The organism is Geodermatophilus sp. SYSU D00698 (genome assembly GCF_054050335.1).
In genome coordinates this window covers 79,088-94,951 of the sequence record NZ_JBJGZD010000016.1, presented here as the reverse complement: position 1 = coordinate 94,951, position 15,864 = coordinate 79,088, and the positions used below count along the sequence as shown (strand labels likewise).

11 protein-coding genes and 1 tRNA gene are annotated in these 15,864 nt (G+C 73.7%); 5 read left to right on the top strand and 7 right to left on the bottom strand.

Features of this window, described 5'->3' with window-relative positions; translation table 11 throughout:
* Window positions 1-12 precede the first annotated feature (12 nt).
* On the top strand, window positions 13-1,413 hold the full coding sequence (locus ACI8AB_RS15525; RefSeq protein ID WP_456950836.1) for a GH1 family beta-glucosidase: 1,401 nt from the start codon (window positions 13-15) through the stop codon (window positions 1,411-1,413).
* 352 nt (window positions 1,414-1,765) lie between these two features.
* On the opposite strand, the gene ACI8AB_RS15520 is transcribed toward ACI8AB_RS15525, so the two are convergent.
* Together ACI8AB_RS15520 and aceE are read right to left on the bottom strand one after the other, a co-directional pair.
* Window positions 1,766-2,686: an FAD-dependent oxidoreductase gene (locus ACI8AB_RS15520; protein WP_456950835.1), complete on the bottom strand. Its 921-nt coding sequence runs from the start codon at window positions 2,684-2,686 to the stop codon at window positions 1,766-1,768.
* Window positions 2,687-2,780: 94 nt separating this feature from the next.
* Window positions 2,781-5,579, bottom strand: a complete 2,799-nt coding sequence (gene aceE / locus ACI8AB_RS15515) for a pyruvate dehydrogenase (acetyl-transferring), homodimeric type (RefSeq protein ID WP_456950834.1) — start codon at window positions 5,577-5,579, stop codon at window positions 2,781-2,783.
* A 316-nt stretch (window positions 5,580-5,895) separates the two neighbouring features.
* On the opposite strand from aceE, the gene ACI8AB_RS15510 reads away from it, so the two are divergent.
* From ACI8AB_RS15510 to ACI8AB_RS15500, 3 genes are all read left to right on the top strand, one after another.
* Window positions 5,896-6,321, top strand: coding sequence for a DUF3052 domain-containing protein (locus ACI8AB_RS15510; RefSeq protein WP_387984824.1), 426 nt, complete (start codon window positions 5,896-5,898; stop codon window positions 6,319-6,321).
* Window positions 6,322-6,370: 49 nt separating this feature from the next.
* Window positions 6,371-6,832: a peroxiredoxin gene (locus ACI8AB_RS15505; RefSeq protein WP_456950833.1), complete on the top strand. Its 462-nt coding sequence runs from the start codon at window positions 6,371-6,373 to the stop codon at window positions 6,830-6,832.
* A gap of 49 nt (window positions 6,833-6,881) precedes the next feature.
* Window positions 6,882-6,953, top strand: a tRNA-Val gene (locus ACI8AB_RS15500).
* 40 nt (window positions 6,954-6,993) lie between these two features.
* On the opposite strand, the gene ACI8AB_RS15495 is transcribed toward ACI8AB_RS15500, so the two are convergent.
* Genes ACI8AB_RS15495 through ACI8AB_RS15480 form a run of 4 tightly spaced genes read right to left on the bottom strand, consistent with a single transcriptional unit; the run spans window position 6,994 to window position 10,389 of the window.
* Window positions 6,994-8,265, bottom strand: a complete 1,272-nt coding sequence (locus ACI8AB_RS15495; RefSeq protein ID WP_456950832.1) for an NAD(P)/FAD-dependent oxidoreductase — start codon at window positions 8,263-8,265, stop codon at window positions 6,994-6,996.
* 13 nt (window positions 8,266-8,278) lie between these two features.
* Complete coding sequence (locus tag ACI8AB_RS15490; protein WP_456950831.1) at window positions 8,279-9,109, bottom strand: SAM-dependent methyltransferase; 831 nt, start codon at window positions 9,107-9,109, stop codon at window positions 8,279-8,281.
* Window positions 9,106-9,387 (bottom strand): hypothetical protein, encoded by a 282-nt coding sequence (locus ACI8AB_RS15485; protein ID WP_456950830.1) that lies wholly within the window; start codon window positions 9,385-9,387, stop codon window positions 9,106-9,108. Before ACI8AB_RS15485 ends, ACI8AB_RS15490 begins: the two co-directional genes overlap by 4 nt.
* A 12-nt stretch (window positions 9,388-9,399) precedes the next feature.
* On the bottom strand, window positions 9,400-10,389 hold the full coding sequence (locus ACI8AB_RS15480; protein ID WP_456950829.1) for a hypothetical protein: 990 nt from the start codon (window positions 10,387-10,389) through the stop codon (window positions 9,400-9,402).
* Between the two features lie 118 nt (window positions 10,390-10,507).
* Between ACI8AB_RS15480 and ACI8AB_RS15475 the strand changes: the two genes are divergently transcribed.
* A complete protein-coding gene (locus ACI8AB_RS15475) occupies window positions 10,508-14,692 on the top strand; it encodes an AAA family ATPase (RefSeq protein ID WP_456950828.1) in 4,185 nt (1,394 codons plus the stop codon).
* A gap of 166 nt (window positions 14,693-14,858) precedes the next feature.
* Here ACI8AB_RS15475 and ACI8AB_RS15470 read toward each other — a convergent pair whose 3' ends face one another.
* Window positions 14,859-15,659, bottom strand: a complete 801-nt coding sequence (locus ACI8AB_RS15470; RefSeq protein ID WP_456950827.1) for an esterase/lipase family protein — start codon at window positions 15,657-15,659, stop codon at window positions 14,859-14,861.
* Window positions 15,660-15,864: the final 205 nt, after the last annotated feature.

The window sequence follows — 15,864 nt, the reverse complement described above, 5'->3', positions numbered from 1 at the left end:
AGCACCCCTGCCGTGACCACGACCGACACCCACGAGGACGCCCTCGCCGGCCTGACCTTCCCGCCCGGCTTCGTCTTCGGCGCCGCGACCGCCTCGTACCAGATCGAGGGCGCCGTGACCGAGGACGGGCGGGGACCGTCGATCTGGGACACCTACAGCCACACGCCCGGCCGCACGTTCCAGGGCCACACCGGCGACGTCGCCGTCGACCACTACCACCGCTACCGCGACGACGTCGCGCTGATGGCGGGCCTGGGGCTGTCTGCGTACCGGTTCTCGGTGGCCTGGCCGCGGGTCCTGCCCGAGGGTGGCGGCCGGGTCGAGCAGCGCGGGCTGGACTTCTACCGGCGGCTGGTCGACGAGCTGCTCGGCGTCGGGGTGCAGCCCTGGCTGACCCTGTACCACTGGGACCTGCCGCAGGCGCTGCAGGACCGCGGGGGCTGGGCCGACCGGGACACCGCGGAGCGCTTCGCCGACTACGCCGCGGTGGTCGTCGACGCCCTGGGCGACCGGGTGCGGCACTGGTCGACGCTCAACGAGCCGATGTGCAGCGCCCTGCTCGGCCACGTGTCCGGCGCGCACGCCCCCGGCCTGCAGGACCCGGTCGCCGGGGCCCGCGCCACCCACCACCTGCTGCTCGGGCACGGCCTGGCCGCCGCCCGGCTGCGCGCGGCCGGGGTGACCTCCCTCGGCGTCACGCTGAACTTCACGCCGATGCACCCGGCGACCCAGGGCCCCGCCGACGTCGACGCCGCCCGCCGGCTCGACGGCCAGCAGAACCGGATGTTCCTCGAGCCGGTGGTCCACGGCGCCTACCCGGCCGACGTCGTCGCCGACCTCGAGGCCGCCGGCGCCCCGCTGCCGGTGCGCGACGGCGACCTGGAGACCATCGCGGCGCCGCTGGACTGGCTGGGCGTCAACTACTACTTCGAGCAGACGGTGCGGGCCGGCACCCGCCCCGCGGACGCGCCGCCGACGTCGTTCATCGGCGGCGAGGACGTCGTCGAGCTCGACCCCGAGGGCCCGACGACGACGATGGGGTGGGGGATCAGCCCGCAGGCGTTCACCGACCTGCTGCTCTGGCTCACCGAGCGCGCGCCCGGCCTGCCCCTGGTGGTCACCGAGAACGGCTCGGCCTGGGACGACGAGGTCGACGCCGAGGGCGCGGTGCACGACCCCGAGCGGGTCGACTTCCTGGCCCGCCACCTCGGCGCGATGGCGGCGGCGATGGAGCGCGGGGCCGACGTCCGGGGCTACTTCGCCTGGTCGCTGCTGGACAACTTCGAGTGGGCCCGCGGCTACGCGCAGCGGTTCGGGCTGGTGCACGTCGACTACGCCACCCAGCGGCGCACGGTGAAGGACAGCGGCCGGGCCTACGCCGAGCTGCTGCGCCGGCACCGCGCCGGAGCCTGAGGACCGGGGCCCGTGCGGGGGTCGCGCACGGGCCCCTCGCCCACCCGGTGCCGACCGGCGTGCTGAGCGGCCAGCACCCGCCGGCCGGTGCTGGCCGCCCGGCTGGCCTGCCAGCGGCACTCCCGGGACCAGGGCCCCACGGCTGCGGTCCTCGACGACGACGGCTCGCCGGCGGACACCGCGGTGGCCGCGGTCCTGCCCGGGTCCTACGCCGCGGCCGGGCGGTCGCTGCTCGCCACGGCCGTCGCGCGGGTGGGCGGGCTCAGGCGGGTCACGGGCGCCGCGGCCGCCCCTCGGTCCGCCGTCCCGGGTACTCGCCCGAGGCGCAGGCGCGGCTGCTCCCGGCCGACGCTCAGACCAGGGCGGCGACGTCGGCCGCGCAGCCCCAGGAGAGGGTGACCCCGGCGCCGCCGTGCCCGTAGCAGGCGACGACCGGCCGCCCGCCGACCTCGAGCCGCTCCAGCCGGACGGTGGGCCGCCCCGGCCGCAGCCCGACCGCCCGCGACAGCACCGGCTGTCCCCGCAGCGCCGGGACCAGCGCGCACGCCCGCTCCAGGATCGCGGCCTCCACCCGCGGGTCGGGGTCGCGGCCCGTGGCCCCCTCCACCGCCGTCCCGCCGACGACGACGTCCCGTCCGCGGGGGACGACGTAGGTCAGCCCGGCCGGGCCGTCCTCGTCCAGCACCCACCCGGGCAGGCCCGGGTCGGCGAGGCGGACCACCTGGCCCTGCACGGGCACGCAGGTGTCGTCGTCGAGGAGGTGCCCGGACCCCAGCCCCGCGGCCACCACGACGACGTCCCCGGCCACCTCGTCGAGCGACCCGACCCGGCCCGGCACGGTCGTCACCCCGGCCGCGGCGCACGCGGCGGCCAGCCAGGGCAGGTACCGGCCGGTGTCGACCACCGGCAGCGTGCAGCGGGTGCCGGCGGGCGCGCCGGGCGGGAGCTCCTCCGGGGACGCGGGACGGACCCCGGGCACCCCCGGCGCCCACCACGGGTCGGGGTCGGGGGTGCGGTGCACGTACGTGCCCGGGCGCAGGGCCACCCCGGTCGCCGGGTCGGCGGCGAGCCGGGTGAGCACCTCCAGCGAGGTGGCGCCCCACCGCAGCACGGCGTCGGCGGGCGCCACCCGGTAGGGGGACCAGATGGCGGCGGCCACCGCGGAGGTGGTCGCCTCCCACGGGTCGGCGGTGAGCAGCCGGACCCGGTGCCCGGCGCGGGCGAGCTCCAGCGCGCAGGTCAGCCCGACGACGCCGCCGCCGACGACCGCCACGGTGCGGCGGTCGTCGGCGGCAGTCCTGGACCCGGCCCCCTTGCAGGGTCCCGCCGCGAGCTGGCGAGTGGCGGGGGGCAAGGGGGTCCTTGCTTCAGGTCGCCGGGCTCGGGTCGGTCCGCTCCTCGGCCGGCGCGGCCTGCACGTCGCGGATCCGGTACCTCTCCACCGCCTCGCGGACCTTCGACCGGTCCACCTGGCCCCGGTCGGCCAGCGACGCCAGCGTCCGGACGACGATCGACTCGGCGTCGACGTGGAAGTGCCGGCGCAGCGCCGGGCGGGTGTCGGACAGGCCGAACCCGTCGGTGCCCAGGGTGGTCATGCCCCCGGGGACGAACGGCGCGATGAGGTCGGGGACGGACTTCATCCAGTCCGACACCGCCACGACCGGGCCCTCGGCGTCCTGCAACCGCTGGGTCACGTAGGGCACCTGCGGCTCGTCCTCCGGGTGCAGCAGGTTGTGCTCGCTGACCTCGTCGGCCTGCCGGCGCAGCTCGGTCCACGAGGTCACCGACCACACGTCGGCCGACACGCCCCAGTCCTCGCGCAGCAGCTCCTGCGCCCGCAGCGCCCACGGCACCGCGACGCCGGACGCCAGCACCTGGGCCCGCGGGCCCTCCCCGGAGCCCGGCGCGTACAGGTACATGCCGGCGAGCAGGCCCCGGACGTCGAGGCCCTCGGGCTCGGCCGGCTGGTTGTAGGGCTCGTTGTAGACGGTCAGGTAGTACATGACGTCGGGGCTGCGGTGCCCGCCCAGCGGCGCGCCCGGGTCCTCGCCGTACATGCGCAGCAGCGCGTCCCGGGTGATGTGCCCGACCTCGTAGGAGAACGCCGGGTCGTAGGACACGACGGCCGGGTTGGTGTGCGCCAGCAGCAGCGAGTGCCCGTCCTCGTGCTGCAGGCCCTCGCCGTTGAGCGTCGTCCGGCCGGCGGTGGCGCCGAGGACGAAGCCGCGGGTCATCTGGTCGGCGGCGGCCCAGAACGAGTCGCCGGTCCGCTGGAACCCGAACATCGAGTAGAAGATGTAGATCGGGATCATCGGCTCGCCGTGCGTGGCGTACGAGGTGCCGACGGCGGTGAACGACGCCGTGGAGCCGGCCTCGTTGATGCCCTCGTGCAGGATCTGGCCCTGCTCGGACTCCTTGTAGGCCAGCATCAGCTCGCGGTCGACCGAGGTGTAGCGCTGCCCGCCCGGGTTGTAGATCTTCTGCGACGGGAAGAGGCTGTCCATCCCGAAGGTGCGGGCCTCGTCCGGGATGATCGGCACGAACCGCGGGCCGAGCTCCTTGTCCTTGAGCAGCTCCTTGAGCAGGCGGACGAACGCCATCGTCGTCGCCACCTCCTGCTTGCCCGAGCCGCGGCGCAGGACGTCGAGCGCCTTGTCGTCGGGCGCCTTGAGCGGCTTGAACTCCGAGCGCCGCCGCGGGACCGCCCCGCCCAGGGCCCGGCGCCGCTCGAGCATGTACTGCATCTCGTCGGAGTCCGGGTCGGGCTTGTAGTAGGGCGGCAGCGTCTTGTCGAGCGCCTCGTCGGGGATGGGCAGGTAGAGCCGGTCGCGGAAGGCGGCGAGGTCCTCGGCGGTCAGCTTCTTCATCTGGTGCGTGGAGTTGCGGCCCTCGAAGTGGCTGCCCAGCGTCCAGCCCTTGATGGTCTTGGCGAGGATGACCGTCGGCTGGCCCTTGTGCTCCACCGCCGCCTTGAACCCCGCGTAGACCTTGCGGTAGTCGTGCCCGCCGCGGGAGAGGTCCCAGACCTCCTTGTCGCTCATGTGCTCGACGAGCTTGCGGGTGCGCGGGTCGCGGCCGAAGAAGTGCTCGCGGACGAAGGCGCCGTCCTCGGCCTTGTAGGTCTGGTAGTCGCCGTCGGGCGTCTGGTTCATGAGGTTGACCAGCGCGCCGTCGCGGTCGGCGGCCAGCAGCGGGTCCCACTCGCGGCCCCAGATCACCTTGATGACGTTCCAGCCGGCGCCGCGGAAGAAGGACTCCAGCTCCTGGATGACCTTGCCGTTGCCGCGCACCGGGCCGTCGAGCCGCTGGAGGTTGCAGTTGACGACGAAGGTGAGGTTGTCCAGCTCCTCGCGGGCGGCCAGGCCGATCAGGCCCAGCGACTCCGGCTCGTCCATCTCGCCGTCGCCGAGGAACGCCCACACGTGCTGGTCGGAGGTGTCCTTGACGCCGCGGGCGTGCAGGTACCGGTTGAACCGGGCCTGGTAGATCGCGTTCATCGGGCCCAGGCCCATGGAGACGCTGGGGAACTCCCAGAAGTCCGGCATCAGCCGCGGGTGCGGGTAGCTGGACAGGCCGCCGCCGGGGTGGCTGACCTCCTGCCGGAACCCGTCGAGCTGCTGCTCGGTGAGCCGGCCCTCGAGGAAGGCGCGGGCGTAGATGCCGGGGGAGGCGTGGCCCTGGAACCAGATCTGGTCGCCGCCGCCGGGGTGGTCCTTGCCGCGGAAGAAGTGGTTGAAGCCCACCTCGTACAGCGACGCGGAGGAGGCGTAGGAGGAGATGTGCCCGCCGACGCCGATGCCCGGCCGCTGCGCGCGGTGCACCATGATCGCGGCGTTCCACCGGATGTAGGCGCGGATGCGCCGCTCGACGTGCTCGTCGCCGGGGAAGTAGGGCTCCCGCTCGGGCGGGATCGTGTTGATGTAGTCGGTGCTGCGGAGGGACGGGACGCCCACCTGCTGCTCACGGCTGCGCTGCAACAACTTGAGCATGAGGTAGCGGGCTCGCCCGCGGCCTGCGTGCTCGACGACGCTGTCGAGCGACTCCACCCACTCCTGGGTCTCGTCGGGGTCGGTGTCGACCAGCTGGCTCGGGAGCCCGTCGGTGATGACCGCGCGGGGCTGTCCGGCGTCGCGGGTGGGGTCTCCACCCTGCTGCGGTGCGCTCATGCCCCCATCGTCGCGCGCCGGGATGGTCCGCGTCACGCAGGACCTCCCGCCCAGCGGTGTGCGCGGCGCCCCGGGCGCGTCGTCGACGACGGCTTGCGCGTGACCAGGCATGCCCTACGCTCCTGCCCACGCGGACCGACGCCGTCGGCGCCCGCGCGTCCGGGCACGAGAGGGGTGACATGACCAGGCAGCGGGTGTCCTCCCCGCCGGTCGTGTCCGCCGTCGGCCCCCGTCCACCCCACGCGCCCGTCAGCCGGCGCTGCGTGCCCGCCGGTGCCCCACCGGCGGTTCGTGATCTCTCGGAGGAACAGCAGGGATGAGCGTCGACTCGGGCAGCGCCGGCATGGCGGCCCGGCTGGGCATCAAGCCGGGCATGGTCGTGCAGGAGCTCGGCTGGGACGAGGACGCCGACGAGGACCTGCGCGACTCCATCGTCGAGGTCTCCGGCAGCGAGATGGTCGACGAGGACACCGACGAGGTCGCCGACGTCGTCGTCCTGTGGTGGCGCGAGGACGACGGCGACCTGTTCGACGCCCTCACCGACGCGCTCACCTCGCTCGCCGACGAGGGCGTCGTGTGGCTGCTGGTGCCCAAGTCCGGGCGGCCGGGCCACGTCGAGCCGGGCGACGTCACCGAGGTGGCGCCCACCGCCGGGCTCGCGCAGACCAGCAGCATCTCGGCCGCCAAGGACTGGTCGGGCATCCGCCTGGTCACCCCGAAGGCCGCCCGCAGCAGACGGTGACGCCGTCCCGCCGCGGGGGCGCTCGCGCGCGTGGGGCACGATCGGGCGCATGAGCCTCTCCGTCGGTGACGTCGCGCCCGAGTTCAGCCTCCCCGACCAGGACCGCCAGGTCGTCTCGCTCGCCGAGCTGCGCGGGACGCCGGTCCTCGTCGTCTTCTACCCGTTCGCCTTCTCCGGCATCTGCACCGGCGAGCTGTGCCAGCTCCGTGACGAGCTGACCACCTACACCGACGCCGGCGTGAAGGTCCTGGCGATCAGCACCGACCCGGTGTTCAGCCTCAAGGCGTTCAAGGCCAAGGAGGGCCTGGACTTCCCGCTGCTGTCGGACTTCTGGCCGCACGGCGCCACCGCGAAGGCCTACGGCGTGTTCAACGAGAAGGCGGGCATGGCCCTGCGCGGCACCTTCCTCGTCGACGCCGGGGGGAGGATCGCCTTCGCCGAGGTCAACCAGCCCGGCGACGCGCGCGAGCAGTCCGGCTGGAAGGACGCCGTCGCGGACATCGCGGCCTGAGGCCCGGGTCCGGGACCCACCGCCCGGGGGCACCTACCCTGGGCGGGCGGGGCGCGTAGCTCAGCGGGAGAGCTCTCGCCTTACAAGCGAGCGGTCGCCGGTTCGATCCCGGCCGCGCCCACCCCCCCGGGTCCGGCGGCGTGCGCGTCCCGCTGCCCGGTTCACGGGTTCCCGGCGGACCGCCCGGGGTCCTGGTCCGTCGCCGCGGGTGCGGCTGCCTGCTGCATCGAAGCGCGCAGGACCAAGAGCGCGATGTTCTCCTCGGAGAAGAAGTCGCTGGGCGGAATCGTTCCGACGGCCGTCCCGAAGAGCCGTCCCACCGCCACCGGGTCGCCGCGCAGGCCCTCCGCCAGCAGTTGCATCCCGGGCGGCAGGGGTCCGAGTTCGGCCCAGCGGAGGGCTGCGGCGTGGGTGTGGCCGGTCGACTCGTTGCGCCGGCGCTCGTAGGCGGCGAGGGCCTCGTCGAGCGGCTCGGCACCGGAGAAGCCGGCGTGCAGGGCGTTGGTGACCAGTCCGGCGTCGCGGAACGCGTCGGTCATCCCGAGACCCGTGACCGGGTCCTGGTGATGGCCGGCGTCGCCCACCAGCGCCCAGCCGGGCCCGTGGGGACGCCGGTAGAAGTTCGGCAGGGCGTTCGTGCCGCGGAAACGTTCGGTGCGGGTGCCGGTGCGCAGGCGCGTGGCCAGGTCCGGGACGAGGTGCAGGACGTCTCCGAAGCTGCCCTCGACGTCGCGCCGGACGCGGTCGAACTCCGCGGACCGCCAGTAGACGACCACGAAGACCTGGCCGTCGCTGGTCGGTGCGGCCATGACCAGGTGGCCGGGTCGGAGGTGGAGCTCCAGGCCGTCCACCTCCACGTCGCGCCAGTAGCTGTAGTAGGCGCAGGTGAGCGAGGGGTGCACGTGATAGGCGGGCGCACCCGCGGCCCGGGCGACCGTCGACCTCATCCCGTCCGCGCCGATCACGACGGAGGCCCTCTCGGTCACTGCGCTGCCGGCCTCTCCCCGGCCACGGATGCCCGTCACCCGGTCGTCGTCGGTGAGGAGTTCCCGGACGTCGAACGACTCCCGGACCTCGGCGCCCGCCGCCGCGGCGGCGTCCACGAGCGCGGCGTCGAGCACGGTCCGCCGCATCGCGTAGGCGTCCGACGCGCCCTCGGCGGCGGGCAGCGTTCCCCGGAGCACGATGCTGCCGGTGTCGAGGACCAGCGAGCGGATCGGTGGGCAGGGGGAGCCGGCGAGCACTGGATGGAGGCCCCAGCCCATGAGCGACGCGACCCCCGACTGGTGGAGGAAGTGGCAGGAGAGGGTGTCGCTCGGGAAGCGCGCGCGGTCCACGAGCAGCACCCGCCACCCCCTACGAGCCAGCAGCATGGCCGTGGGTGCACCCGCACAACGGGCTCCGACGACGACGGCGTCGTACCGCGCGCTCATCGCGGACCCTCCGCTACGCCTCGTCCGGCCCCGTGGCCGAACCGCCTGACGTGTGCGCCGTCGCCTCCCCGAAGAAGATCGGCAGATCGGGGAGGAAGCGGAGGAAGGCGTCCCCGAACGCGTTCAGGCGCATCCCTCCCTCGTCCCTGGACACCATCGACTCATAGTGGTGGCTCATGTCGACGAAGGGGTACTCGCGCACGCGGACGTCGACGAAGCCCGCGGCGCGCATCGCCGTCTCGGTCTCGCTCAGGGTCGGGCTCCGGACACAGGCCCAGAGTCGGTCGAAGTCCTGCATCGACCGGCGCTGCCGTTCCGTCAGGGGTCCTTCACGGCAGAAGACGTCCTTGACGTAGACGGTGCCACCGGGCCGCAGCACCCGCGCCGACTCGCGGTACAGGGCGCCACGGTCCGGCGAGTAGCCGGTCACCTCCAGATAGAGGGCCACGTCGAACGCCCCGTCGCGGAACGGGAGGCTCTGGAAGTCGGCGACGTGGACCCGCACGCGGTCGGCCAGGCCGGCCTGTTCGACGAGCCTCCGCGCCATCGTGGCCTGGACCTCGGAGACGGTGATCCCGTCGATGACGACGTCGGGGAGCGCCCTGGCGATGGCCACCGCCGGGCCCCCGACCCCGCACCCGGCGTCCAGGACCCGGTCGCCCGGACCGATGCCGGCGAGCTCCGCCAGGTACCGGACCGACGACTCCGGCCGGATGCAGGAATCAGCCGACGGCTTGACCAGCCCACCCTGGAGGACGGGGCCGGCCGCCTCCACCATGACCGGGGTCCAGCGGTCGTAGAACCGGCGGATCTCGGTCTGCCGATCGTGCGACCTGCTGGTCACAACGCGGCAAAGCCCTCGGCTCGGAGCTGGTCGAGAGCGTCGCGGAAGGCCATCCGCGCCATCTCGTCGAGGCGCGAGGAGAGCTCGGCCCGCTGATCGTCCGTCAGGCCCAACGTGGGGTCCTGCAACGCGGAATCCCGGGTGTCCGCATGCAAGAGGGCGATCGCGAAGTCCCGGTTCTGTACAGCCCTCAGCACTACCGGTGCAGGAAACCCGGCGAGGCTCCGGCCTCCCTCCTCCGTCGCTCCTACCGGCGCGAAGTTCTTCGGCGTCGTCATCGCCAACCCCCTTCAGCCTTCCCGCGCCCGCACGTGGTCACGATCCGGCCATCGGCCGCTCATCCGTTCGACGAAGGTGTTGAGCAGGTTCTCGGCGAGCGCTCGTGGCAGGCCTTCGAGCAGCGTCCGTCGGGCGGCGAGCCAGCGCTCCGCCGACGTGAGGGCCAGCCCCCGGGCGGCCTTCACGGAACGGTCGTGGAAGGCCAGGGCCTGTCCGATCCGCTCCTGGATCAGCCCCTGCGTCCCTCCGGCTGCCAAGGTCCCCGCCGTCTCCAGCCAGAGCCTGTCCGCGGCCGAGTCCCCGACAGCCCCCAGGGTCCACGTGCGATGCCCTCTCCGGCGGTCCCGGTAGAGGTCCGTCAGGTCGTTGAAGAGCTGCGACGCCGCGGTCGCGGTGAACACGAACTCCTCGAGGAGGGGCAGGAACTGCCACCGGTCCGCTCGGTCGAGGATCGCGGCGGCAGGGAGGACGAGCGGCCTGGACTGCGCCAGGAGCTGCTCGAAGACCGGGCGCGGGACCGGCGCCTGCTCCCTCCGGAGCTCGTGGGTGTGCAGGAGTGACTCGGAGTACCCCTGGAGGACGGTGCAGCAGAAGTCCCAGAACCGGGCGGAGGAGCCCACGACCTCCACAAGCCTCCGGGTGCACAGGGCGAGGAGGGCCTCGCCCAGCGCGACGAGCGTGGGGTCGTCCCGTGACGCGCCGTCGAGCCAGTCGTCCTGCGCCCGGACGTGGAGATAGCCCAGAACGCTGATCTCCAGCACGTCTGTCAGGGTCTTGCCCGAGATGTCGATCCCCTCGTCGCCCAGGCGACGGACCACCCAGACGGGGAGATCGAAGACGGGATGCCCCAGGGGGTGGAAGTACGGGGCGGGATCGGGGCGGAGCAGGCCGCGCTCGGCGAGCAGCCCGTCGAATGCCGTGCGGATCCGCGGCCGCATTCCGTCCCGCGCCTCGATCAGCCGCTGGTCCACCTGCGACTTGATCGTCCGGCTGTCGAGCACGGTCGCCTCACCGCTCGTCAGGAAACGGGGCGATCGACCGTACGCCCGCCCGGGGGAACAGCGCTAGTCTTGCCCGGATCGCATCCACAGAGAGCGACTCCCGCCGTAACGGAGAGTCATGACGATTCCGAGCGACGTCCTGACGAGCTTCGTGCCGGAGGTATTGGCACGTCGTATCCTCGACCGCTCGGAACCTCCCGGGACGTGGACGAGCGAGGCGTCCGAGCTGGTGGTGCTCGGGTTGGACATCTCCGAGTCCACCGCGATCCTCGAGGACCTCGTGCGGTGGACCCCGGACGGGCCCGAGACCATCGCGCGGGCGCTGGACGGTGTCTTCTCGCTGCTGGCGGACGTGGTCACGGCGCATCGCGGCTCGATCGCCACGCTGGCGGGCGACGAGGTCGTCGCGGTGTGGCCGACCGCGGAGACGGGCGGCGCGGTCGCCTCGGTGGCCTGGGCCGCGCGCGCCGCCACGGCCATCCGGGACCAGGTCAACGGCCTTGCGCCGGTGGGGGGCTACCCCATCCGCCTGCGCGCGGGGCTCGGGGTGGGGCGGGCCTGGCTGCTCGACGTCGGGGACGCGCTCGGGCACCGGCTCTTCGTCCCCGTCGGTCCCGCGTTCCAGGAGATGGCCCAGGCGCAGAGGACCGTGGCCGCCGGGGAGATCGGCATGAGCGCCGAGGTGCGCCGTCTGATCCGGGAAGGCGGGGGTCAGGACGCCGCGGGGGAGGGGGAACCGGCGGTCCGTGCCACGATCGCCGGGTCGGCGCTCCGCCTGCCGACGGCTCCTGCGCACCGGCGCGTCCCGGTGCCTCCGGCCCTGGCCACCCCGTACGTACCCGACTGGGTCGCCGAGGTCGTCGGCTCCGGCCACGAGGACTTCGCGGAGCTCGCCCCGATCACCGTCATGTTCGTCTCGCTCCGGCCACGGCCGTGGGACGAGGACGGGGTCCGGGCGGTGGCCGAGGCCGCGGCACAGGTGCTGGACGTCCTCGACCGCTACGCCGGCACGGTCGTCAACGCGGCCCAGGACCTGGAGGGCCTCACGCTGGTCGCGGGCTTCGGCCTGCCCCCGCTGGTCCGGGAACGGGAGGCAGCGCGGGCGAACCAGGCGGCCCTGGAGGTCAGCCGGGCCATGCGGCAGGTCGTCGAGCACGGGATCGGGGTCGCCACGGGTCACGCCTTCTGCGGAGTGCGCGGGAGTCCGGCCTACCGGCAGTACATGATGGTCGGCCCCGTCGTCAACCTCGCGGCGCGGTTGATGCAGCAGGCCCAGAACGAGGTGCTCAGCGACCAGGTGAGCCAGCACCTGAGCCGTGACCGGCTGCGGTTCTCCGCCCGGGGGCGCATGAGGGTGAAGGGCTTCGCCGGTCCGGTCGAGGTGTACCGGCCCGAGTGGCAGGAACCGGAGCCGGGGCTCCCCACGATTCGCCGGCTGGCCGGCGAGCACCCGGCCGTGCTCACCCGGGGGCGCGATCACGAGCGCGAGGAGCTGGTCGGCCGGTTGGTCGCGCTCGGCCTCGGGACCTCGACCGCCGTGGTCGTGGAGGGGGAGCCGGGAGTCGGCAAGACCCACCTGGCCGTGGACCTCCTGCAGGCCGGCGAGGGCTACGAGCACGTCACCGTCCTCGTCGGGAACGGCGACGACGTGGATCCGCGTCCGTACCACGTCTGGAAGCGCGCGGTCGGCAAGGCGCTGGGGCTCTCGTCCGTTCGGGACCCCCACCGGCGAGCGCTCCTGGTCACGGAGCGGCTGTCGAAGTGGCCCGAGCTGGTGGAGTGGGCGCCGCTGCTCAACGAGGTCCTCGATCTCGCGCTCGACGACTCGGCGCTCCGGGGCATGACCGGCCCGGCGCGGCGGGAGAACACCGTCCGCGTCCTCGTCCAGCTGCTGGGCGACGTCGCCGCCAGGACGCCGCTGCTCATCGTGCTCGACGACTGCCACTGGATGGACTCGGCGTCCTGGGAGCTGGTCAGAGCCGTGCACCGCAGCGTCGCCCCCACCATGCTCGTGCTCTTCACACGGCCCGTGCAGGAACCCTCGCCCCAGGACGTCGAGCCGGCCGGGCCGGGCCTGCCCCCCGGACCGGACGAGGGCGTCGCCCGCACGGCGACGGAGGTCCTGACCCACCTGCGCGAGCACGGCGCCCTCGTCCTGCGTCTCCGTCCGCTCCCCGCGGACGTCACCGAGCAGATCGCCCGGGACTTCCTGCAGGTGCAGACGCTGGACGAGCCCGTCCGGTCGCTGTTCCGGGGCAAGGTCGACGGCAGCCCGCTGTTCACGGTCGAGCTGGCGTACCAGCTGCGGACGGACGACCTCATCTCGGTCGTCGGGCGGGGCGACCTGGCGCAGGCCCGCCTGGCGGTGCCCCCCGTCGACCTGGATCGGCTCCGGCTGCCGGTCCGCGTCGAGGAGGTCTTCCGCGCCCGGCTGAGCGCGCTGTCCGCCCGCCAACGCATGGTGATCGGGGCGGCGAGCGTCATCGGGACGAGCTTCGACGCCGAGCGGATCCTGGCCGCGGACCCGCGGCTCGATGCGGCGTCCCTCGCCGAGGACCTGCGGGACCTCGGGCGCAAGAAGGTCATCGCGGCGCATCCCGAGGGCTGGCGGTTCGTCCACGCCCTGATCCGCGACGTCGCGCAGCAGTCCCTGTTGCCCTCGGAGCTCAGGCAGAGGCACCGTGCGCTGGCGGAGTGGTACGAGTCCCGGGGGCAGCGACCCGAGACGTATGCCGTGCTCGCCCACCACTGGGCCGAGGCGGGCGAGCCGGCGCGCCAGATCGAGTACCTCGAGGCCGCGGCGACCGACGCGCTCGCCAAGGGCGCGGCCGAGGAGGCCGCGTCCCTCCTCGAGACCGCACTCGCGGTCGACGGGCAGCCGGACGGCCCCCTGTCCGCGGTCCCGGACGCCAGGAGGGCCTTCTGGGAGGACGAGCTGGCCGAGGCCCTCGCCACCCAGAACCGGCTCGAGGACGCCGTCACCCACTCCCGGAGGGCGCTCGCGCTCCTGGGGCACCGGGTGCCGACGAGCCGGCTCGGCTGGGCCGCACGACTCGTGTGGGGGGTCATCGGGCAGGTCCTGCACCTCGTCCTGCCGCGCCGGTGGAGGCCGCGGGGGGACGTCACCCTGCTGGGCCAGGCCGCCTGGATCCTGTCGAGACTCGCGGAGACCTTCTACTTCAAGGCCCAGGCCGTGCCGTCGGCCGCCTGCCAGCTCGCGGCCATCAACCGGGCGGAGCGGGCCGGCAACGAGGGCCTCGCGGGCCGGGCCTACGGCGAGCTGGCCTATCTGGTGGGAACGATGCGTCTGCACCGGGTCGCGGCGCGGTACTTCGACCGGGCCCGGTGGAAGTTCGCGCCGGAGTCCACGGGCCGTCCGGGTCCGCTGACCGTCGAGGTCCTGCCGGACGCGATGTGGGATCACGATCTCACGGCGACCGTCTCCGAAGCCGTGTACCTGCGGACCATGAACCGCCGCCGCGACGTGACCCCGATGCTCGACGACGTCCTGCGCCAGTACCGCAGCTTCGGCCAGAACTGGGCCGTGGAGGTCTGCCTGGTGAACCGGGGGTTCTTCATCGAGGTGACCGGGGAGCTGCGCTCGGCCCGGGCGGACTTCGAGGAACTGGTCACCTCGGCCCGGCGGCGAGGCAACACCGAGCACGCCCTCTGGGGGATGACCCTGCTGCTGCCGTTGCTGCTGAGCCTGGACCGCACGGCCGAGGCGCTGGCCGTGGACGACGAGGCGATGGAGGTGTCCAGCGACGAGTACAAGCTGTTCGCCCCGGTCCTGCAGGGTGGTCACGTCCGGGCTCTCGTCGCCCGAGGACGATCGGCGGAGGCGCTCACCCGTGCCCGGCGGGCCGTGGGTGCGTTCGGGATGGTGCCCTACATCCACCTCGCCGGCCTGACCGCGCTAGTGCAGGCCTGCCTCGAGATGCTCGACCAGGAGCGGGGGACTCCCCGCGAGAAGGAGGTCCGCAGGGTGACGCGGCGGGCCCTCCGCGCGTTGCGGACGTACAAGCGGATCTACCCGTTCGCGCGCACCCGGTACGAGCTGTACCTGGGACGGTATCGAGCCGCCCAGGGCAGGGACGACGCCGCTCGGCGCTGTTGGCGTCGTGGACTGCGGACCGCGGAGGACGACCGGCTCCTCCTCGACGGGGCCCGGCTCCGGCTGTGCCTGGCCGCGCAGCTCCCGGAGGGATCTCCCGCCCGTGCCGAGCACCTGCGACAGGCGCGCCGGACGATCGACGAGTTGGGACTCCGACGTCTGAGGGAGTTCGCCGCGCTGGCCGAGTGACACCCGGGCGCGACGCCCGCCGCGGAGCCGCTCCCTGTGGCGGGTGGACGGCGTCGTCGCGTGGCTGCAGTGCGCGGGCACGTCCGTGCCGGTCGCCCACCCTCCGTCGTCGACCTGCGGCTGTCCCGGGGTGCTCGAGACGACCGCAGGTCGACGAGCGGCGTCGTCAGGCCGCGGCGGCCGGGCGGAAGGGGACCTCGGGGACGTCGGGGCGCGGGAAGGCCGGGCGCAGGGTGAGCGGCGGGCGGAACGGCCGCCAGGTGCCCTCCCGCTGCGCGAGCCGGTCGGCGACGGCGTAGAGGACCGCCGGGTTGTGGCCCATGCCGAGGTGGCTCGCGTACACGGCGATGTTCTCGGCGTGCGGCGAGAGCCGGTCCAGGCAGGCCTTCCACGCGACGATGCCGTCCTGGTGCGAGTAGATCGACGTCGAGGGCACCGCCAGTGGCGTCGCCTCGCTCTCCAGCGGCAGCGTCCGCTTCTCCACGTGCAGGTGCGAGTAGCGCTCGAACACCTTGTGCGCGCGGGTCTGGCTGTCGCGCTGCAGACCGAACGGGCTGCCCAGGGTGATCACCTGGCGTACCGCGTCCGGGGTCTTGCGGGCGAGGTCGCGGGCGAAGATGCCGCCCAGGCTCTGGCCGATGAGGCTGACCGGCCGGCCGTAGCGGTCGCTGAGGTCCTCGATGCGGCGGCTCATGCCCTCCACGCACTCCTGCGTCGGGCCGATGTTGCGCCCGAGCCGCCAGCCGTGGACGCGGTAGCCCAGCCGCCGCAGGGTGCGGCGCAGCGTCGCCGTCGACATGTCGTCGGCCATGAGGCCGGGCAGCACGAGGACGGGGTGGCCGTCGCCGGTCGGTAGGCGCGGCATCAGCGGACGGGCCGCCAGGTAGAGGCCGTAGTCGGCCATCGCGCGGCTCACCTCGGTCAGGTACAGCGGCAGACCGGGCCCGTCGTTGGGCTGTCGCGACACGTCGTCCTCCTCGCCGGCGGTCCACACCGCCTCGCCCGGGCCGGTACCCACCATGGAGGACCGGTCACACCTGACTGCGACGACTCGCTGTGTCCAGTGTGGCCCTGATCACACGCGTCGCAGGGGTCCCAGGCGTCCGACCAGGGCACTTTCCCGTGCCGGAATCACCGGCGGAGGGTGCCCCCGAGGCGCCGTCGGCACGCGC